This window comes from Bacillus sp. RC240 (genome assembly GCF_044907945.1).
Lineage (GTDB): Bacteria > Bacillota > Bacilli > Bacillales > Bacillaceae_G > Bacillus_A > Bacillus_A mycoides.
Genome location: NZ_JBIYCT010000001.1, coordinates 724191 through 741105 on the forward strand (window position 1 = coordinate 724191; position 16915 = coordinate 741105).

The 16915-nt window shown below is 33.4% G+C and carries 13 protein-coding genes; 11 read left to right on the forward strand and 2 right to left on the reverse strand.

Going from position 1 to position 16915, the window contains the following annotated elements; all coding sequences use genetic code 11:
- Window positions 1-199: 199 nt before the first annotated feature.
- The 5 genes from ABH955_RS03725 to ltaS all read left to right on the forward strand — a co-directional run bounded on the left by ABH955_RS03725 (window position 200) and on the right by ltaS (window position 8182).
- Window positions 200-3316, forward strand: a complete 3117-nt coding sequence (locus ABH955_RS03725) for an MMPL family transporter (protein WP_404490890.1) — start codon at window positions 200-202, stop codon at window positions 3314-3316.
- Between the two features lie 312 nt (window positions 3317-3628).
- A complete protein-coding gene (locus ABH955_RS03730) occupies window positions 3629-5254 on the forward strand; it encodes an ABC-F family ATP-binding cassette domain-containing protein (RefSeq protein ID WP_002013447.1) in 1626 nt (541 codons plus the stop codon).
- 160 nt (window positions 5255-5414) lie between these two features.
- Window positions 5415-5573, forward strand: coding sequence for an SRPBCC family protein (locus ABH955_RS03735; RefSeq protein ID WP_002084908.1), 159 nt, complete (start codon window positions 5415-5417; stop codon window positions 5571-5573).
- Between the two features lie 83 nt (window positions 5574-5656).
- Entirely contained in the window at window positions 5657-5824 is a 168-nt protein-coding gene (locus tag ABH955_RS03740; RefSeq protein ID WP_404447110.1) for an ATPase, read from the forward strand.
- A 384-nt stretch (window positions 5825-6208) separates the two neighbouring features.
- Window positions 6209-8182 (forward strand): lipoteichoic acid synthase, encoded by a 1974-nt coding sequence (gene ltaS / locus ABH955_RS03745; RefSeq protein ID WP_113937537.1) that lies wholly within the window; start codon window positions 6209-6211, stop codon window positions 8180-8182.
- 47 nt (window positions 8183-8229) lie between these two features.
- On the opposite strand, the gene ABH955_RS03750 is transcribed toward ltaS, so the two are convergent.
- Window positions 8230-9678 carry a DHA2 family efflux MFS transporter permease subunit gene (locus tag ABH955_RS03750; protein ID WP_404453455.1) on the reverse strand — a complete coding sequence of 483 codons (1449 nt, stop codon included), beginning with the start codon at window positions 9676-9678 and terminating at the stop codon, window positions 8230-8232.
- A 173-nt stretch (window positions 9679-9851) separates the two neighbouring features.
- On the opposite strand from ABH955_RS03750, the gene ABH955_RS03755 reads away from it, so the two are divergent.
- The 5 genes from ABH955_RS03755 (at window position 9852) to ABH955_RS03775 (ending at window position 15134) form a co-directional block, all read left to right on the forward strand.
- Window positions 9852-10397: a TetR/AcrR family transcriptional regulator gene (locus tag ABH955_RS03755; protein ID WP_404453458.1), complete on the forward strand. Its 546-nt coding sequence runs from the start codon at window positions 9852-9854 to the stop codon at window positions 10395-10397.
- Window positions 10398-10802: 405 nt separating this feature from the next.
- Window positions 10803-12908 carry a BglG family transcription antiterminator gene (locus tag ABH955_RS03760; protein ID WP_404453461.1) on the forward strand — a complete coding sequence of 702 codons (2106 nt, stop codon included), beginning with the start codon at window positions 10803-10805 and terminating at the stop codon, window positions 12906-12908.
- Window positions 12909-12921: 13 nt separating this feature from the next.
- Window positions 12922-13191 (forward strand): PTS sugar transporter subunit IIB, encoded by a 270-nt coding sequence (locus ABH955_RS03765; protein ID WP_000757313.1) that lies wholly within the window; start codon window positions 12922-12924, stop codon window positions 13189-13191.
- Window positions 13192-13215: 24 nt separating this feature from the next.
- On the forward strand, window positions 13216-14487 hold the full coding sequence (locus ABH955_RS03770) for a PTS ascorbate transporter subunit IIC (protein WP_000459912.1): 1272 nt from the start codon (window positions 13216-13218) through the stop codon (window positions 14485-14487).
- Between the two features lie 221 nt (window positions 14488-14708).
- Window positions 14709-15134, forward strand: coding sequence for a WapI family immunity protein (locus tag ABH955_RS03775; RefSeq protein WP_404453464.1), 426 nt, complete (start codon window positions 14709-14711; stop codon window positions 15132-15134).
- Between the two features lie 42 nt (window positions 15135-15176).
- Here ABH955_RS03775 and ABH955_RS03780 read toward each other — a convergent pair whose 3' ends face one another.
- The gene (locus ABH955_RS03780; RefSeq protein ID WP_113937533.1) at window positions 15177-16004 is read right to left on the reverse strand and encodes a peptidoglycan-N-acetylglucosamine deacetylase; all 828 of its coding nucleotides are present in this window, start codon (window positions 16002-16004) and stop codon (window positions 15177-15179) included.
- 218 nt (window positions 16005-16222) lie between these two features.
- Here ABH955_RS03780 and ABH955_RS03785 point away from each other — a divergent pair, with 218 nt between their 5' ends.
- Window positions 16223-16891 (forward strand): hypothetical protein, encoded by a 669-nt coding sequence (locus tag ABH955_RS03785; RefSeq protein ID WP_113937532.1) that lies wholly within the window; start codon window positions 16223-16225, stop codon window positions 16889-16891.
- The last annotated feature ends 24 nt before the right edge of the window (window positions 16892-16915 follow it).

A 16915-nucleotide genomic window follows, 5' to 3' on the forward strand; every position in this document is an offset into this window, starting at 1 on the left:
AAACGATTACAGGAGATGATATATCTGTACAATTAATGGAATGAATATTCATTCCGCAGGGAGTGATTCAATAGAATTGGAAAATAATTTAATAGGATAATAGGAATGAACGTTCATTCCTAAGTGATATTTTCAAAAATAGGGAATGAATATTCATTCCCTATGCACCATGAAACTCTAATAACAGGAGATGATTCAAATGAGCAAGCTAAAAAGTTGGAGAAGTTTATCTTTTCTATTATGGATAGTTATTACTATTGCAATGGTCGTAACGATGCCTAATATGGATCAGTTAGTGAAGGAAAAAGGGCAAATCACGATTCCAAAAACAGAACAAAGCAGTATTGCTGACAAGATGATAAAGGAGATGGATAAAGAAGGGGCTGAAAAGTATGAAATTATAGCCGTCTTTAATAGTGGAGATAAAAACGCATTAACGAATGAACAGAAAGAGGAAATAACAAAAACGATCAACGCGCTGCAAAATGAAAAAGAGCAATTAGGAATTAAGGAAGTCGTTTCACATTTAGATAATAAAGAACTAGAGAAACAATTAGTTTCTAAAGATAATACGACTATTTTAACGCAAATATCGGTAGATAAAAAACATGGTAAAATATCAAAAATTGCAAATAATCTTCATAAAAAAGTACAAACGAAAGGAGTTACAACGTACTTAACAGGAAGTGATTTAATAGCGGGTGATTTTCTTACATCCTCTCAAGAGGGCGTGAAAAAGACAGAAGTTATTTCGATCATTTTCATTCTTGTAGTATTAATCATTGTATTCCGTTCACCAGTTGTTCCGATTATTTCTCTTCTTACAGTTGGTGTTTCGTATTTAATTTCAATGGGGATTATTGCCCATCTTGTAGATCAATTTAATTTTCCGTTTTCAAACTTTACGCAACTGTTTGTAGTAGTCGTCCTGTTTGGAGTGGGAACAGACTATAACATTTTATTATATACAAGATTTAAAGAAGAATTAAGTAAACAAGAAAATGCATTTTTGGCTACGAAAGAAACGTTTAAATCGGCAGGTAAAACCGTTTTATATAGCGGGATAGCAGTACTAATTGGCTTTGCATCTCTTGCTTTAGCGAGTTTTAAATTATATCAATCTACTTCAGCGGTAGCAATTGGTGTCGCAGTACTACTACTCGTATTAACCACTTTAAATCCATTTTTCATGGTGCTTTTAGGAAAAGGAATGTTTTATCCAGTTAAAACATTTAAAGGACATGAGGATAGTCGTTTATGGGGATTCTTTGCGAAAAATTCAGTAGCAAGACCATTTATCGCTTTAATTATCGTATTCGTGATATCGATTCCATTCGTATTAAAATATTCTAACACGCTTAATTACAATGATTTATTTGAAGTGGATAATAAATATGAATCAAAAATGGGGATTAACGTAATAGAAGAGCATTTTCCGCCTGGTTTTTCTTCACCAAGTACGTTAGTCATTCAATCGGATAAAAAGTTAGATGAGGCGACTTCTTTACAAACTTTAGATGAACTTACTGATAAAATCTCGAAAGTTAAAGGAGTCTCAGAAGTATATTCACCGACGCGTCCAACTGGAGATAAGATTAAAGAATTATATATAAATAAACAAGCCGGAGAATTGAATACAGGCTTAGGAGATGCCAATGGTGGTATAAAGGAAATTAATGATGGATTAACTGATGCGAAAGATAAGATGGATGGGAATGACTCAAATAGTCTCGCAAATGTTCAAAAGTTAATTGATGGAACAAATGAAGCGAAAAATGGCGTATCAGCATTAGGGACAGCTTTAAATCAATTATCGAATGGAATAAACAATGGAGCACAAGGGGCGAAGCAAATAGAGGATGGGGTAGCATCATTAAACGGAAATATCAATGCCCTGTCAAATGCAACTTCGCAGCTTCATGCTGGCTATGCTCAGTTAGAAAAAGGTTTAAGTTCGTACAATCAATATTTCGGAAGTATTTCTCAAGCGATTGATGGTGCGAAAAAAGGATATGAACAAATTGAAACGTTAATGAACAATTTCATTCAAACAAAACCAGAATTAGCAAATGATCCTAATGTGCAGCAAACATTAGGAATTGCTAAAGAAGCTCAAAAACAATTAACTGGACTTTCAAAAGAATTAAATCAATTGGCGGTGCAGCATAAAGCAGCGATGAATTCGTTTAAAGAAGCGAATCAATCGTTACTGAAAGTAGATAACGGTTTAAAAGAAATGAACAATGGAGTTACCAAGTTACAAAAAGGAGCTGCTGAGCTGAACAAAGGATTGAGCGAAGGGGCTACAGGTTCAAAACAAATTGCGAACAAATCAACTGAGTTACAATCCGGATTAACGAAAATAAACGATGGGCAAGGGCAACTTTTAACAGGGCTTAAAGATTTGCAAGAAAAGATGGGGCAATTACAATCAGGCTTATCTAAAAGTACAGAAGGGCTTGGAAAGATAAGTAACGGCCTAGGGGATGCTCAGAAATATTTAGGCGAGCTTAATGAATCAAAAAACTCTGAGAAATTTTATATTCCAAAAGAAGTTTTAGCGGGAGAAGATTTCCAAAAAGCATTGAATACGTACATGTCACATGATAGAAAAATTGCTAAAATGACAATTATTTTAGACGTAAATCCGTATTCAAAAGAAGCGATGCCAATCATACAAGAGATTAATAAAACGATAGATGGTACGTTAAATGGTACAGAATTAAAATCGGTGAAAAAAGCGATCGGCGGGACAACAGCTAGAAACGTTGATTTAAAAGAAGTAACCGGGCAAGATTTCTTACGTACTGCTACGATTATGTTATTAGGGATTTCGCTTGTATTAATCGTGATTACACGCTCATTCTTAAATTCAATCTTTATTATTGGATCATTAATATTAGCTTACTTTGCTTCACTTGGTATAAGTGAACAAATTAGTTCACACTTATTAAACGTAGAGTCATTAAGCTGGAATGTTCCATTCTTTAGCTTTATAATGATTGTCGCTCTAGGTGTGGATTATAGCATTTTCGTAATGATGCGATACAATGAGCTAGAAGGGAATTCAGTAACGAAAATTGTAAATGCATCTCGTCACATAGGGGGAGTCGTATTATCAGCGGCACTTATTTTAGGCGGAACATTTGCTGCATTAATCCCTTCAGGAGTATTGACGCTAATACAAGTGGCATTAGTTGTTGGCATTGCCCTTATGCTATTAGCTTTAATTGTAATGCCGATATTGTTACCAGCTTTAATAGGATTGGCGAGTAAATTGAAGAGTTATAAAGAGAAAATAATAAATACGAGATAAGAAAAACCTGTAGGGAATGTTTTCTCTACAGGTTTTTTGTATATAAAATATGAAATGAAAAAATGATCTAATGTATTACAGAATGAGAAGCGAATGGGGATATTAGAAAGAGGTCGATGATATACAAAAAATAACTAGGGGAATGGATAAAAACTATTCGATTTCATTGTAGAAAGCTAATCAACCGTTGCTATTCATCCAGCTTCTACTATATAATAGCTATAGTCTACAATAATTGAGTCGTAATATGCGATTTTTTAAGACAATCGGTGAGAAAACGCTGAAATAAGCGGTATTAGTAGGAGGACACAAATGATTACAGTAAGTAACGTTAGTTTGCGTTTCGCAGATCGCAAATTATTTGAAGATGTTAACATAAAATTCACGCCAGGTAATTGCTATGGTTTAATTGGAGCAAACGGTGCTGGTAAATCAACATTTCTAAAGATTTTATCTGGAGAAATTGACCAATCAACAGGTGACATACATATTACGCCAGGTGAGCGTCTAGCAGTATTAAAACAGAATCACTTCGAATATGAAGAGTTCCCTGCACTAGAAACAGTAATGATGGGTCACACACGTCTTTATAAAGTAATGCAAGAGAAAAATGCAATTTACATGAAAGAAGACTTTAGTGATGAAGATGGCATGCGTGCTGCAGAACTTGAAGGTGAGTTCGCTGAGCTAAACGGTTGGGAAGCTGAGTCAGAAGCTGCAATCCTTCTAAAAGGATTAGGTATCGGCGAAGATATTCATGATAAAAAGATGTCTGAATTAACAGGGGCAGAGAAAGTAAAAGTATTACTTGCTCAAGCTTTATTCGGTCAACCTGACATTCTATTACTAGATGAGCCTACCAACCATTTGGACTTAAAAGCGATTCAATGGTTAGAAAACTTCTTAATGAACTTTGATAATACAGTTATCGTTGTATCCCATGACCGTCACTTCTTAAATAAAGTATGTACGCACATGGCTGATCTTGATTTCGGTAAAATTCAATTATACGTTGGTAACTATGACTTCTGGTATGAGTCAAGCCAATTAGCATTAAAACTAACGCAAGATTCTAACAAGAAAAAAGAAGAGAAAGTAAAAGAGTTACAAAACTTTATTGCGCGCTTTAGCTCAAACGCATCTAAAGCGAAGCAAGCAACTTCTCGTAAAAAATTATTAGATAAAATTACATTAGATGATATTAGACCGTCATCACGTCGTTATCCGTTCGTTGGTTTCACACCAGAGCGTGAAGTAGGAAATGACTTATTAACGGTTGAAGGTATTTCTAAAACAATCGACGGAGAAAAAGTATTAGATAATGTGAACTTCACTTTAAATAAAGGTGATAAAGTTGCATTTATCGGCCGTAACGATATTGCAATGACAACATTATTTAAAATTCTTATGGGTGAAATGGAGCCAGATAGCGGTTCATTCAAATGGGGTGTAACAACATCTCAAGCTCATTTCCCAAGAGATAACTCTGAGTACTTCGAGAACAGTGATTACACTTTAATTGATTGGTTACGTCAGTTCTCTCCACAAGATGAATCAGAAAGTTTCTTACGTGGTTTCTTAGGCCGTATGCTATTCTCTGGTGAAGAAGTAAAGAAAAACGTTTCTGTTTTATCTGGAGGAGAAAAAGTTCGTTGTATGTTATCTAAAATGATGTTAAGCGGTGCAAACGTATTAACATTAGATGATCCAACGAACCATTTAGACCTTGAGTCTATTACAGCATTAAACAACGGTTTAATCACATTTAAAGGAACATTACTATTCACTTCTCATGACCATCAGTTCGTACAAACAATTGCAAACCGTATTATCGAAGTAACGCCAAACGGTGTAGTTGATAAGGTAGCGACGTATGATGAGTTCTTAGAAAATGAAGAACTTCAAAAACAAGTTGATGCAATGTACAAAGGTCAATAATGAATGATTAAAACCCCCGCTCTCTTTTATGAGAGCGGGGGTTTTTTAAGTAAACAAATATTCGTTTTAATATAAAGTGGGGGAAGGATTAAAATGAATAATTATTCAAAAATAACATTAGCGAAGGTAAGAAATTTTTGAAGCGTGGATAAACCCTGAAATGATGAAGAAATGGTTTTTTACATTGGAAGGGACGGATAAAGTAACGGGAAATACTCCTGAAGTAGGAGGGAGTTGGGAAATTATTGATCATCGTGGCGGAAAAGATTATCGAGCAATTGGGGAATATATCGAAATGAATCGTCCTAAAAAAAATTAGTATTTACATTAAAAACGCCGCAGTTTAGTGAATTATTAGATAAAAACACAGTTGAAATAAAAGAGAAACAACAAGGGTTTAAAATGATATTTTCACAAAATATAATCGTTGCTCATGAAGAAGATTGGACAAAATATGATGTTGAAAAAGCTTTAGAGGGGTGTCATGATGGCTCTGAACATGGTTGGAATGTAATGTTCATGGGACTTAAAGAGTTGTTTAAAAGAAGAGGGAATAGCTACAAAGGATGATAAACGGTAGTCGAAAAAGTGTAGTTTGAGCAAATTGCCCAAACTACACTTTTTATTTTATGAAATTGGGTAGTTTACATGAATGTACCAAAATTGGAGATAGATTAGTTTGCAAATGAGGAAATAAAGGATTATAGTTTGTGGAGTCATAATTAGTGGATGGGCCCCTGGGAGAAAACAGGAAATGTTACAAATGTATTTTGTAAAATAGAAACCAAAGTCAAAATGTTTAAAAAGAAATAGTTGAATAAATAAAAGCTACAAATTATAATTACTAATATTCTTCATATAGTTAAACAAATAAAATCTATTTGAAGAAGAAAAATTAAATAGAGAGACAGACTTATATAAAATAAGCCTTGGATGATCAAAAGAGGTGGAGAGATGCAACAATTTTTATTAAAGAGTAAACGAGTATTAAGTAATCATTTTGGATTTTTCGTATTTGCCGTTATTTTACTTTGGTTAAAAACATATGCAGCATATGTGACAGAATTTAATTTAGGGATATCGAACACAATCCAAAAGTTCTTACTGTTTTTCAACCCGTTAAGCTCAGCAGTTCTATTTTTAGGGCTCGCACTATTCGCGAAAGGGAAACGAGCTTACATTTGGTTAATTATTATTAATTTGCTAATGTCTATACTTTTATATGCCAACGTAGTATATTATCGCTTTTTCAGCGACTTTATTACGTTCCCGACATTAACACAAACGAATAACTTTGGAGATTTAGGTGGTAGTATTTTTGCATTGCTACACTTATATGACCCACTATATTTCTTAGATACAATCATTTTAATTGTTTTAGTCGCAACGAAATTTGTAAATCCTAAACCAATCCGTGTTGCGAAGCATAAATTATCGCTAGTATTTGTAGCAGGTATTTTATTCTTTAGCGTTAACTTAGGTCTGGCAGAATCTGACCGTCCTGAATTGTTAACAAGAACATTTGACCGCAATTATATCGTGAAATATTTAGGGGCGTACAACTTTACGATTTATGATGGTATTCAAAGTGCGAAAGCATCAACAGAACGAGCATTAGCGGATGGAGATAATATGACAGAAGTTAGAAACTATCTTACATCAACTTATGCAAGTCCAAATCCTGAGTATTTTGGTAAAGGAAAAGGAATGAACGTAATTTATATTCATTTAGAGTCATTCCAAAACTTTTTACTAAACTACAAGCTAAATGGTCAAGAGGTTACACCATTCTTAAACTCATTTACAAAAGATGCGAATACGTTATACTTTGATAACTTCTTCCATCAAACAGGACAAGGTAAAACATCTGATGCGGAGTTCATGTTAGAGAACTCAATGTTTGGATTACCGCAAGGATCTGTTTTTACAAATAAAGCTAATAACACGTATCAATCAGCACCAGCTATTTTAGGTCAACAAGGATACACATCAGCAGTGTTCCACGGTAACTACAAAACGTTCTGGAACCGTGATGAAATTTATAAATCGTTTGGTTTTAATAAATTCTTTGATGCGTCATACTATGATATGAACGAAAAAGATGTAGTAAACTATGGGTTAAAAGATAAACCGTTCTTTAATGAATCCATTCCATTATTACAAACGTTAAAACAACCGTTCTATTCAAAATTTATTACGTTATCGAACCATTTCCCTTATCCAATTGATAAAGCGGAAGCGACAATTGAACCAGCGAAAACAGGTGATTCATCTGTAGATACGTATTTCCAAACAGCACGTTATTTAGATGAATCTGTAAAAGGCTTCATGGATTACTTGAAACAATCTGGTTTATACGATAACTCAATTATCGTTATGTACGGTGACCATTACGGTATTTCAGATAATCATGGCGCAGCAATGTCTCAAATAATGGGTAAAGAAATGAACTCATTTGAAAATGCTCAATTACAACGTGTACCATTAATCATTCGCGTACCAGGAATGAAAGGCGGCATACAACATCAATATGGCGGAGAAATTGACGTTCTTCCAACTTTATTACACTTACTAGGTACAGATACAAAGAATTATGTCCAATTCGGATCAGATTTATTATCGCCAGATCATAAACAAGTCGTTCCTTTCCGTAACGGTAACTATGTAAGTCCAACAGTGACTGCACTGAACGGCAAATACTATGATACAGCGACTGGAAATCCAGTAGAATTTACAGACGAAATAAAACAAAATGAACAAATGGTTCAAAAATCACTAAAATACTCTGACCAAGTTGTTAACGGCGACTTATTACGATTCTACACACCAGAAGGCTTCACTCCAGTAGAGCGTTCTAAGTACAACTATAACCATCGTGATAAAAATAAAACGAAGGTGAAGACGACTGAAGACGGGGAAACAAAATAAATAACAAAAAATCCTACTCGTATAGAAAACGAGTAGGATTTTTTGTTTTAAGATTTACTTTCAGATTTTTGGAGTGCTACTTTTTTAGGCATGAAACATGCGATAATCAAAGCTACAAAAGATAAGACTAACATAAATACGTAGGCATCACTTGAGCTGAAGATAGAAGATAATTTCTTTACTTGCATAACTGAAATGTTTCCATTTTCACTAGATAACTGCGAAGCATGTGAAGTTGATTGAATTGTGTATACCGTGATAATAACTGCTGTTCCAATAGCACCTGCTAATTGACGTACGGTATTATTCACTGCAGAACCATGTGAACCCAGTTCTCTTGGTAAAGCGTTTAAACCTGCTGTATTTAAAGGCATCGAAATGAAACTTAGTCCAATACGTAGAATAATGGTACGAACCATTAAATACATATAAGTGGTGGATTCGGTCAAATCAATTACACCCCACATAGATATAATGATACATATTAAACCTGTAATAAAGAGTGGTTTCGCCCCATATTTATCAAACATTTTACCTGTGATAGGTGATAAGAAGGCATTAATCACAGCTCCAGGTAATAGAAGTAAACCTGATTCAAAAGCAGTAAAACCTCGTCCATTTTGCAAGTAAATCGGTAAAAGAATTAAATCAGCATACATAATCATCGTAATGAGTACGTTAATGACTGATGTAAGAGTGAAAATTTTATATTTAAATACGGATAAATTTAATAGTGGATCGCTAGACTTTATTTGACGTAAACAGAATAGGGTTGTAACAATTATTCCGATGATAATTGTAGTAATAACAACTGGATGATCCCATCCTTTACTTCCTGCACTACTAAATCCAAATATAATACAACCAAAGCCAATCGTTGATAAAATGACACTTACGATATCTAATTTTGCTTTTGTTGTCTCAGCAACATTCATTAAATATTTTAGCGCGAGAATAATAACGATTAATACAAATGGAGCTAATCCAATAAATAACCATCTCCATGATACATATTCAATAATAAAGCCAGATAATGGTGGAGCGATGGCTGGCGCGAAAATTATGGCGAAACCGATGGTTCCCATAATACTGCCACGCTTTTCACTAGGGTATAAATATAAAATAACTGTCATCATTAGTGGCATAATAATTCCTGCCCCAACTGCTTGAATCATTCTTCCTGTTAACAAAATGCCAAAATTCATGGCACATGCGCAGAGAACAGTCCCAATAAACAAAGAGAGCATCGAGCTAATAAATAGCTGCCTTGTTGTAAATCGCTTCATTAAAAATGCCGTAATTGGCACGAGAACACCATTTATGAGCATAAAGCCTGTTGATAGCCATTGAACTGTAGCGGCCGTAACATCAAATACTTCCATTAGATTACTCATCGCTACATTTAATAGCGTCTGATTTAATGTTGATAAAAAACAACCGGAAATGAGCACAATTAATATAATTTTTTTATTTCTTTCTGATATTTCCTTTTGCATTGGTAAACTCCTTCATTGTTGTCTTGATTTATCGACATTGTGTCGATAAAATTAATGGTAACAAAATAAATTTTCTTTGACCATGAACAGTTTTGTTGAAAATGTTCACTACTCGACATAGAAGGTATGCACTGTCGAGTAAGTAAAGAGAAAATCTATAAAGGAGTTTCAAAATGTCTACACCTAAAAAAGAAGATCCTCGTACAGTTCGTTCAAGAGAAATGTTTAAAAATGCTGTTTTTTCTCTCCTATGTGAGAATCCTAGTATTTCAAGTTTAACGGTTCAGAAAGTCGCAACAAAAGCAGGATTAAACCGAACAACCTTTTACTTACATTATCAAGATATTCAAGATTTACTAGACCAAATCACGAATGAGATTTCAAATGAACTTTCAAATAAAATAACCGATTTAATACATGCAAAAGATTTATCAGAAAAACAAAAGCTAACACAATTACTTGATTATTTATATATCCACCGAAATTATTTATTTATATTATTTAAAATGAATCAATTTGAGGAGCAACTATTTTTATTTTTAAAAGAGTTAATAGAAACGAGAAGAGAGAATACGAAAAAGGGTTTGCCTAATGATTATGTTGCGGTTGATATTAAAACAGCTTCATTGGTAGGTATTATCATGTGGTGGATAAGGAATGGACTTCACTTTAGTTCAGATTATATTGCAAATCAAATTTATTTCATGTACAGAGGGTAATGAGTTAAAAATATTTTATGTATCGACACATTGTATTATTAAGTGCGACACCTAAAGAAAAAAGCCCATATCGCTTCGTATAAAGTAGAAGTTATCACATCACTTACTTCATACAGAAAACTGCCCATGAAGGGTTTCAGGAAGAACTGTCGCACTTAGATTGACAAATTGTCTTTAAAATAAAAAATCGTATTGTATAATTTCATATGCCGCATGTATATAGTAAAATTTTTAAATGAAAGTACAATCATTGCACTGTGCATAAACAAGAATTTGGACTTAATTTTAGAAGAGATACAAGATAAGATATTAATAGAAAGCGATTTCAAACTCTAATTTTGCAAAGTTAGTATCTATACTTGCAATTCTATTTAAGAACAAGTATAGAAAGGGTGTATATCATATATGATATTAGATAATCGAAGTATAAGTATTTTACAGCAAATTATTCAAGCGGATAGCTATGTTTCTGTATCTCAATTAATGGAAGTCATACAAGTTTCAAAGCGAACAATTTATTATGATATGAAGAAAATAGAAGATTGGTTAGTTGCAGAGGATTTAAATTCATATGAATATATTCGCCCTTTAGGCTACTGTTTTGATAATGAAACGAAGCAAAGAGTGATAAAAAAGTTAAATGGATTTACAACAAACCAATATGAATATTCTCCACATGAACGAAAAATATTGCTGGTTCTTTATATACTAACAATGGAGAAAAGGATTCTATTAGAAGACTTAATAGAACTTGTGCAAGTCAGTCGTAATACTGCTCTTGCTGACTTAAAAAAAATAAAAGCAGAGTTAGTGAAGTTTAAGCTCGCATTAAACTTTAATCGTAAACATGGCTACAATATTATAGGGAATGAACATGGAAAACGAAATATATTAATCTTAAATCTTTCACAAATAATTTCAAAGCATGGATGGGAATATTTAATATCGCATGTGAAATATATTACGAATGATAATAAAAATGTAAAAGGTAATAAAGATCACGAGGAACTTCTTATAATAAAAAATATTTTATCAAATTGTGAAGAGCTTTTAGGGGTCCAGTACACAGATGAGGTACTTGAAAGTTTAAGCGTTTACATGTATTTATTCCGCAATCGTATTGTAAATGGAAAATGTGTTGAGATGGAAGATGCTGAAAAGGATGTACTAAGAGAAACAAAACAATTTGAAGCAGCAAAATATATTGCAAAACAGTTTGAAAGAGTATTTTTCGTGGGTTTTCCAATAGATGAAATTTATTATATTACGACTCATTTGTTAGGAGCAAAAGTAAATGCTCAACAAAAAGACTTTGAAAAAAGTGAGATTGATGGAATACATTCAATGGTCGGGTATATGATAAAGGATTTTCAACATTATGCTTGTGTTATATTTCAAGATTTTAAAGGACTTGCTTCAGACCTATATCTGCATATGAAACCGGCATATTATCGTGTAAAGTACGGGATTGAAATAGAAAATCCATTACTTTATACAATCCAGCAAAATTATGAAGAAGTATATACTCTTACAAAAAAAGTAATTCATCATTTTGAAGAATATGTTGGAAAAATAGTTTCAGATGATGAAATGGCATATATTACTATGCACTTTGGTGCTTGGATGAGGAAAGAGGGAATCGTTCCCAGCCCAAGAAAAACCGCGCTACTTGTTTGTCCAAATGGTATTGGTACATCACGTATGTTGCAGTACCAATTAGAGCAAGTGTTTTCAAGTGTAGATATTTTAAAAGCCATTTCAAAGCGGGAATATGAATCAAATACATTTGATGTAGATTGTATTATTACTACAACTGAACTGGAGAAGGGGAAAATTCCTATCTTTATGGTAAATCCAATTTTGACCGATTCCGAAAAAGCATCGTTACTACGAAAAGTCAATGTAGCTTTATATGGCGAAAATCAAAATGATTCAGTTGATATGATGATGGGTATTATCCAAAAATACACAGACATTTTAGATGAAAAATCTTTGAAAAATGAATTGAGAGAGTTTATGAGTGGTCCGGTACATATTGATAAGGAGGAGAAATATAAGCCTATGTTAAACGAGCTATTAACTAGAGAATTTATAGAGCTTGAGAATCACGTTGAGACGTGGGAGGAAGCAATTCGTGTTGCGTCGGAACCTTTATTACAAAGTGGACATATTTCTGAAGAATATATTTCTGAAATGATTGCGAATGTAAAGAAGTTAGGCCCGTATATTGTAATTGCACCTAAAATCGCTATACCTCATGCTCGTCCAGAAGCAGGTGTCAAAAAATTAGGGATGAGTTTATTACAACTAAAAGAGGGTGTGTTATTTTCAGAAAAACAAGAGCATGCTGTAAATTTAATTATTGTATTAGCAGCTATAGATAACGAGACACATTTGAAGGCATTGGCACAATTAAGTGAGATGTTATCTGAACCAACGAACATAGAAATGTTAATGCATTCAAATTCAAAAGATAAAATGCTAGAAATGATAGCTAAATATTCTAATTAAAGGGGAGATTGAAATGAAAAAAGTATTAGTTGTATGTGGAAATGGATTAGGAAGTAGTTTTATTATAGAAATGAATGTAAAGAAAATATTAACTGAACTTGGTATGCAAGCTGAAGTTTCTCATACGGATTTAGCATCAAGTAAATCAGAACAAGCAGATCTATATTTAGGTGCGAAAGATATCATTTGCAACCTTGAAGATGGTACTCGCACAGTTGCTGGATTAACAAACATTCTAGATTTAAATGAAATTAAAGAAGCATTACAAAAACACCTGATGTAGAAACGGTGAAAGGGGAGTAGTGCTATGTTTGATTTAATAATGAAAGATATTTTGGGACAGCCTGCAATATTAGTTGGATTGTTTGCTATGTGTGGTTTACTATTGCAAAAAAAGAATTTTGCAGATACAGTTTCAGGAACATTAAAAACAATTATGGGCTTCGTCGTTTTAGGAGGCGGAGCCACTATATTAATAGGGGCTTTAGATGTTTTTGGTAAAATATTTGATAAAGCATTTCATATTAAAGGGATTATTCCAAATAACGAAGCTGTTGTTGCGATAGCACAGCAAACTTTAGGAACAGAAACGGCATTAATTATGGTATTTGGGATGATTGCTAATTTACTAATTGCACGATTTACAAGATTTAAATATGTATTTTTAACTGGTCATCATACCTTATTCATGGCATGTTTAATTTCAGCTGTATTTTCAACTACAGGGATGAAAGGCGCTTCACTAGTTATTAGTGGGTCTATTATTTTAGGATTACTTATGGTCATTTTTCCAGCTCTACTTCAACCGTATGTTAGAAAAATTACGGGAATGGATGATATCGCAATTGGCCATTTCGGTTCAGTTGGGTATTTAGCAGCAGGATTTGTTGGTAGTAAATTTGGAAATAAGGAAAAATCTACAGAACAAATTAAAGTACCGAAGTCATTAGGGTTTTTACGTGATACATCAGTTTCTATGTCATTAACAATGGCTGTGTTATTCTTTATTGTTGCACCATTTGCTGGGAAAAACTTTATCGAAACAGAATTAAGTAACGGACAAAATTATCTCGTGTATTCATTCATGCAAGCAATTACATTCGCTGCGGGTGTATATATTATTCTAGCTGGTGTCCGTATGTTGATTGCAGAAATTGTCCCTGCATTTAAAGGGATAGCAGATAAACTTGTACCAAATGCCAAACCAGCATTAGATTGTCCAACAATCTTCCCATTCGCGCCAAATGCAGTTATTATTGGCTTTTTAACAAGTTTTATTGCTGGATTACTATCTATGTTTATTCTTCCGTTTATCGGATTAAGTGTAATAGTGCCAGGATTAATCCCTCATTTCTTCACAGGGGCAACAGCTGCTGTATTTGGAAATGCAACTGGAGGAAGACGAGGAGCAATACTTGGAGCTTTTGTAAATGGATTATTAATCTCATTCCTACCAGCTATATTATTACCTATATTAGGTGGATTAGGATTTGAAAATACAACATTCGGTGATTCCGACTTTGCTGTTGTTGGTATTTTAATTAGTGAAATTGCGAAATTGCTAGGGAATGTTTTCTAAATAATAGAGCATAAAAAGACTTGAATTCTAATTATGAATTCAAGTCTTTTTATTTAAATATTAAAGTGTAAGAAAGTGAGGGGATTTGAATAAAAGAAATAGGGATTGGTTTGAAAAAAATGTGTTATGATTGTTTGTAAAATCTTTTGATTTTCCTTGAGGATCAATATTGAAACAGAAAAGTATATTTTCAAAATAGGGTAAATAAAAGGAGTCTATGCATGAATTTTAAAAATGAAAAAATATCATTACATTTAGAGGTTGTAAATTACCAATATGCAGATGCAAAAGACGAGTGTGATAGAAATTGGTTAAGAGTAAAAGCGAAACTATCAGAAGAAAATAAAGTTTTTGAAACGATGGATCCTTTTTTACAAACATACGATTTACAGTACATGATAAAATGGTTTGAATCTTTACCAAACCCTACATATAATGAACTAGATTTCATAGAACCAAATTTAGCGTTTGAATTTATGGGGGGAAAAGCAGGGGAGTTTAACATTGTTATTCGCTTATCGCTGGAACTTAACCCCACATGGTGTAAGGAAGAAGAATACGAATTTTCTATCGGTATAACTCAAGAGGATAGGGAGAATATTATTCGTTCTATTGAAGAGCAACAAAGGAAATTCCCAAAACGATAAAAAAAGACTTGATAACCTACAAGAGGGAATCAAGTCTTTTTATTACATACGATTATCATGCCAGAAGTTTAATGGGAAGTGTTCGTTCTCATTATAGGCTTCTAATTCATATCCTCTTTCTTTCAGCCCTTTAATAATTCCAGGTACTGCTTTAACTGATTGTGGATGAATATCGTGCATTAGAATAACTTCTGTTGGGTTTGTAGCACCATGTAGAACGTTTTCTACGATTTTAGCAGATGCAGCGTCTACTGGCATTTTGTTGTATTTCCAGTCTAATGAATCAATTGTCCAGTCCCAAACTTTTAAACCATTTTCTACAACTTTGTTGCGAAGGGCTTCATTTAATCCTGGCATTGAGCCGTAAGCAGGGCGTGTTAATACTGGTGATTTTCCTAGAACACCAGCGATTAAGCCTTGGTCTTCTTTCATTTCATCAACGTAATGACCTTCTGTGTACAGCTTCTTGTAGTTATGAGTCATACTGTGCATCCCAACATAGTGGCCTTCAGCATTTTCACGTTTTACAAGATCAGGGAAAGCTTTCACGTTTGAACCAATTAGGAAGAATGTTGCTTTTGCATTTTCACTTTTTAACATATCTAAAAGCTCAGCTGTGTATTTTCCAGGACCATCATCAAATGTTAAGTAAGCAACTTTTCTAACCTGCCCATTATAGTGTTTTGGAGCTTCTTTTGGTGCTAGGGATGTTTGAATTTCACTTACAAGTTGAACAGATTTAGTTTCATCCTCTGTACTTGCTAGAGCAGTATGTGTTGATCCATAAGCAGCTTCGTATGTAAACAATACCCCGACGCATATCAACAGAGCCCTTTTCATTAAAGTTGTCATCCGAATTCCATTGCGCATAATTTTCCTTCTCTCTATAAAAGTTCTACTCTACTATATTAGCAATTTTAGAGGGGGAAATGCAAAAAAACTTTTTTACAAGCGTAAGAAAGTTTGTAAAAAAATATGCAAGATTTCAACGTTTTGCAGGTTTAAAAAAATGAAACAAGAATTGAATGTATGGAACTGCATGTAAAATGGTTCATTCATGTTTTTTGTTTTAGAAAGGGAGGATAAGTATGAAAAAATTAGCTTGTTTACATGCTCATCATTCAAATATTGAATACATTGACCGAGCGTTGCAATCTTTTGGAATCGAAATACTCCATTTTGTAGATCCCATCTTATCACGCATATTAAAAAAAGATTGTGATTTTGAAAAAGAACAAGCACGGAATAATTTAAAAGATATTATAAAGTATATAGCCAAAAGTGATGTAGATACACTTTTATTAACTTGTACAGATTATATTACGCTATTAGATGAGAATTTCAAAATAGACATACCTATATTGAAAATTGATGAGCCATTTTTTGAAATGATTTGTCATGTTGAAGAGCCACAAACAATACTTTTTACAAATAATCGTACGGTTTCAGGAACGATGGAACGTTTAAAACAATACGCTCGGCAGAATAATAAATCCATACAAGTAAAAGTAGAAGTGATAGAAGGGATATTTGAGTTAATTATGCAAGGTCGTAAAGAAGAGCATGATGTTAAATTAGAAAAGTATTTATATGAAATTATGAAAGATAGAAACGAAATGCTTTCAGTTGCACAATTATCGATGGTAGACGCTGCTACAAGGGTAGAAAATATAATAGGAAGGAACATAATAAATCCGTTGAATGCGCTTGTGGAGTATTGTATACAGAGTGTGAATGAACAACCGTGTGCAAAATAAGGAAGAGGATGTTTTTTGTTTTAA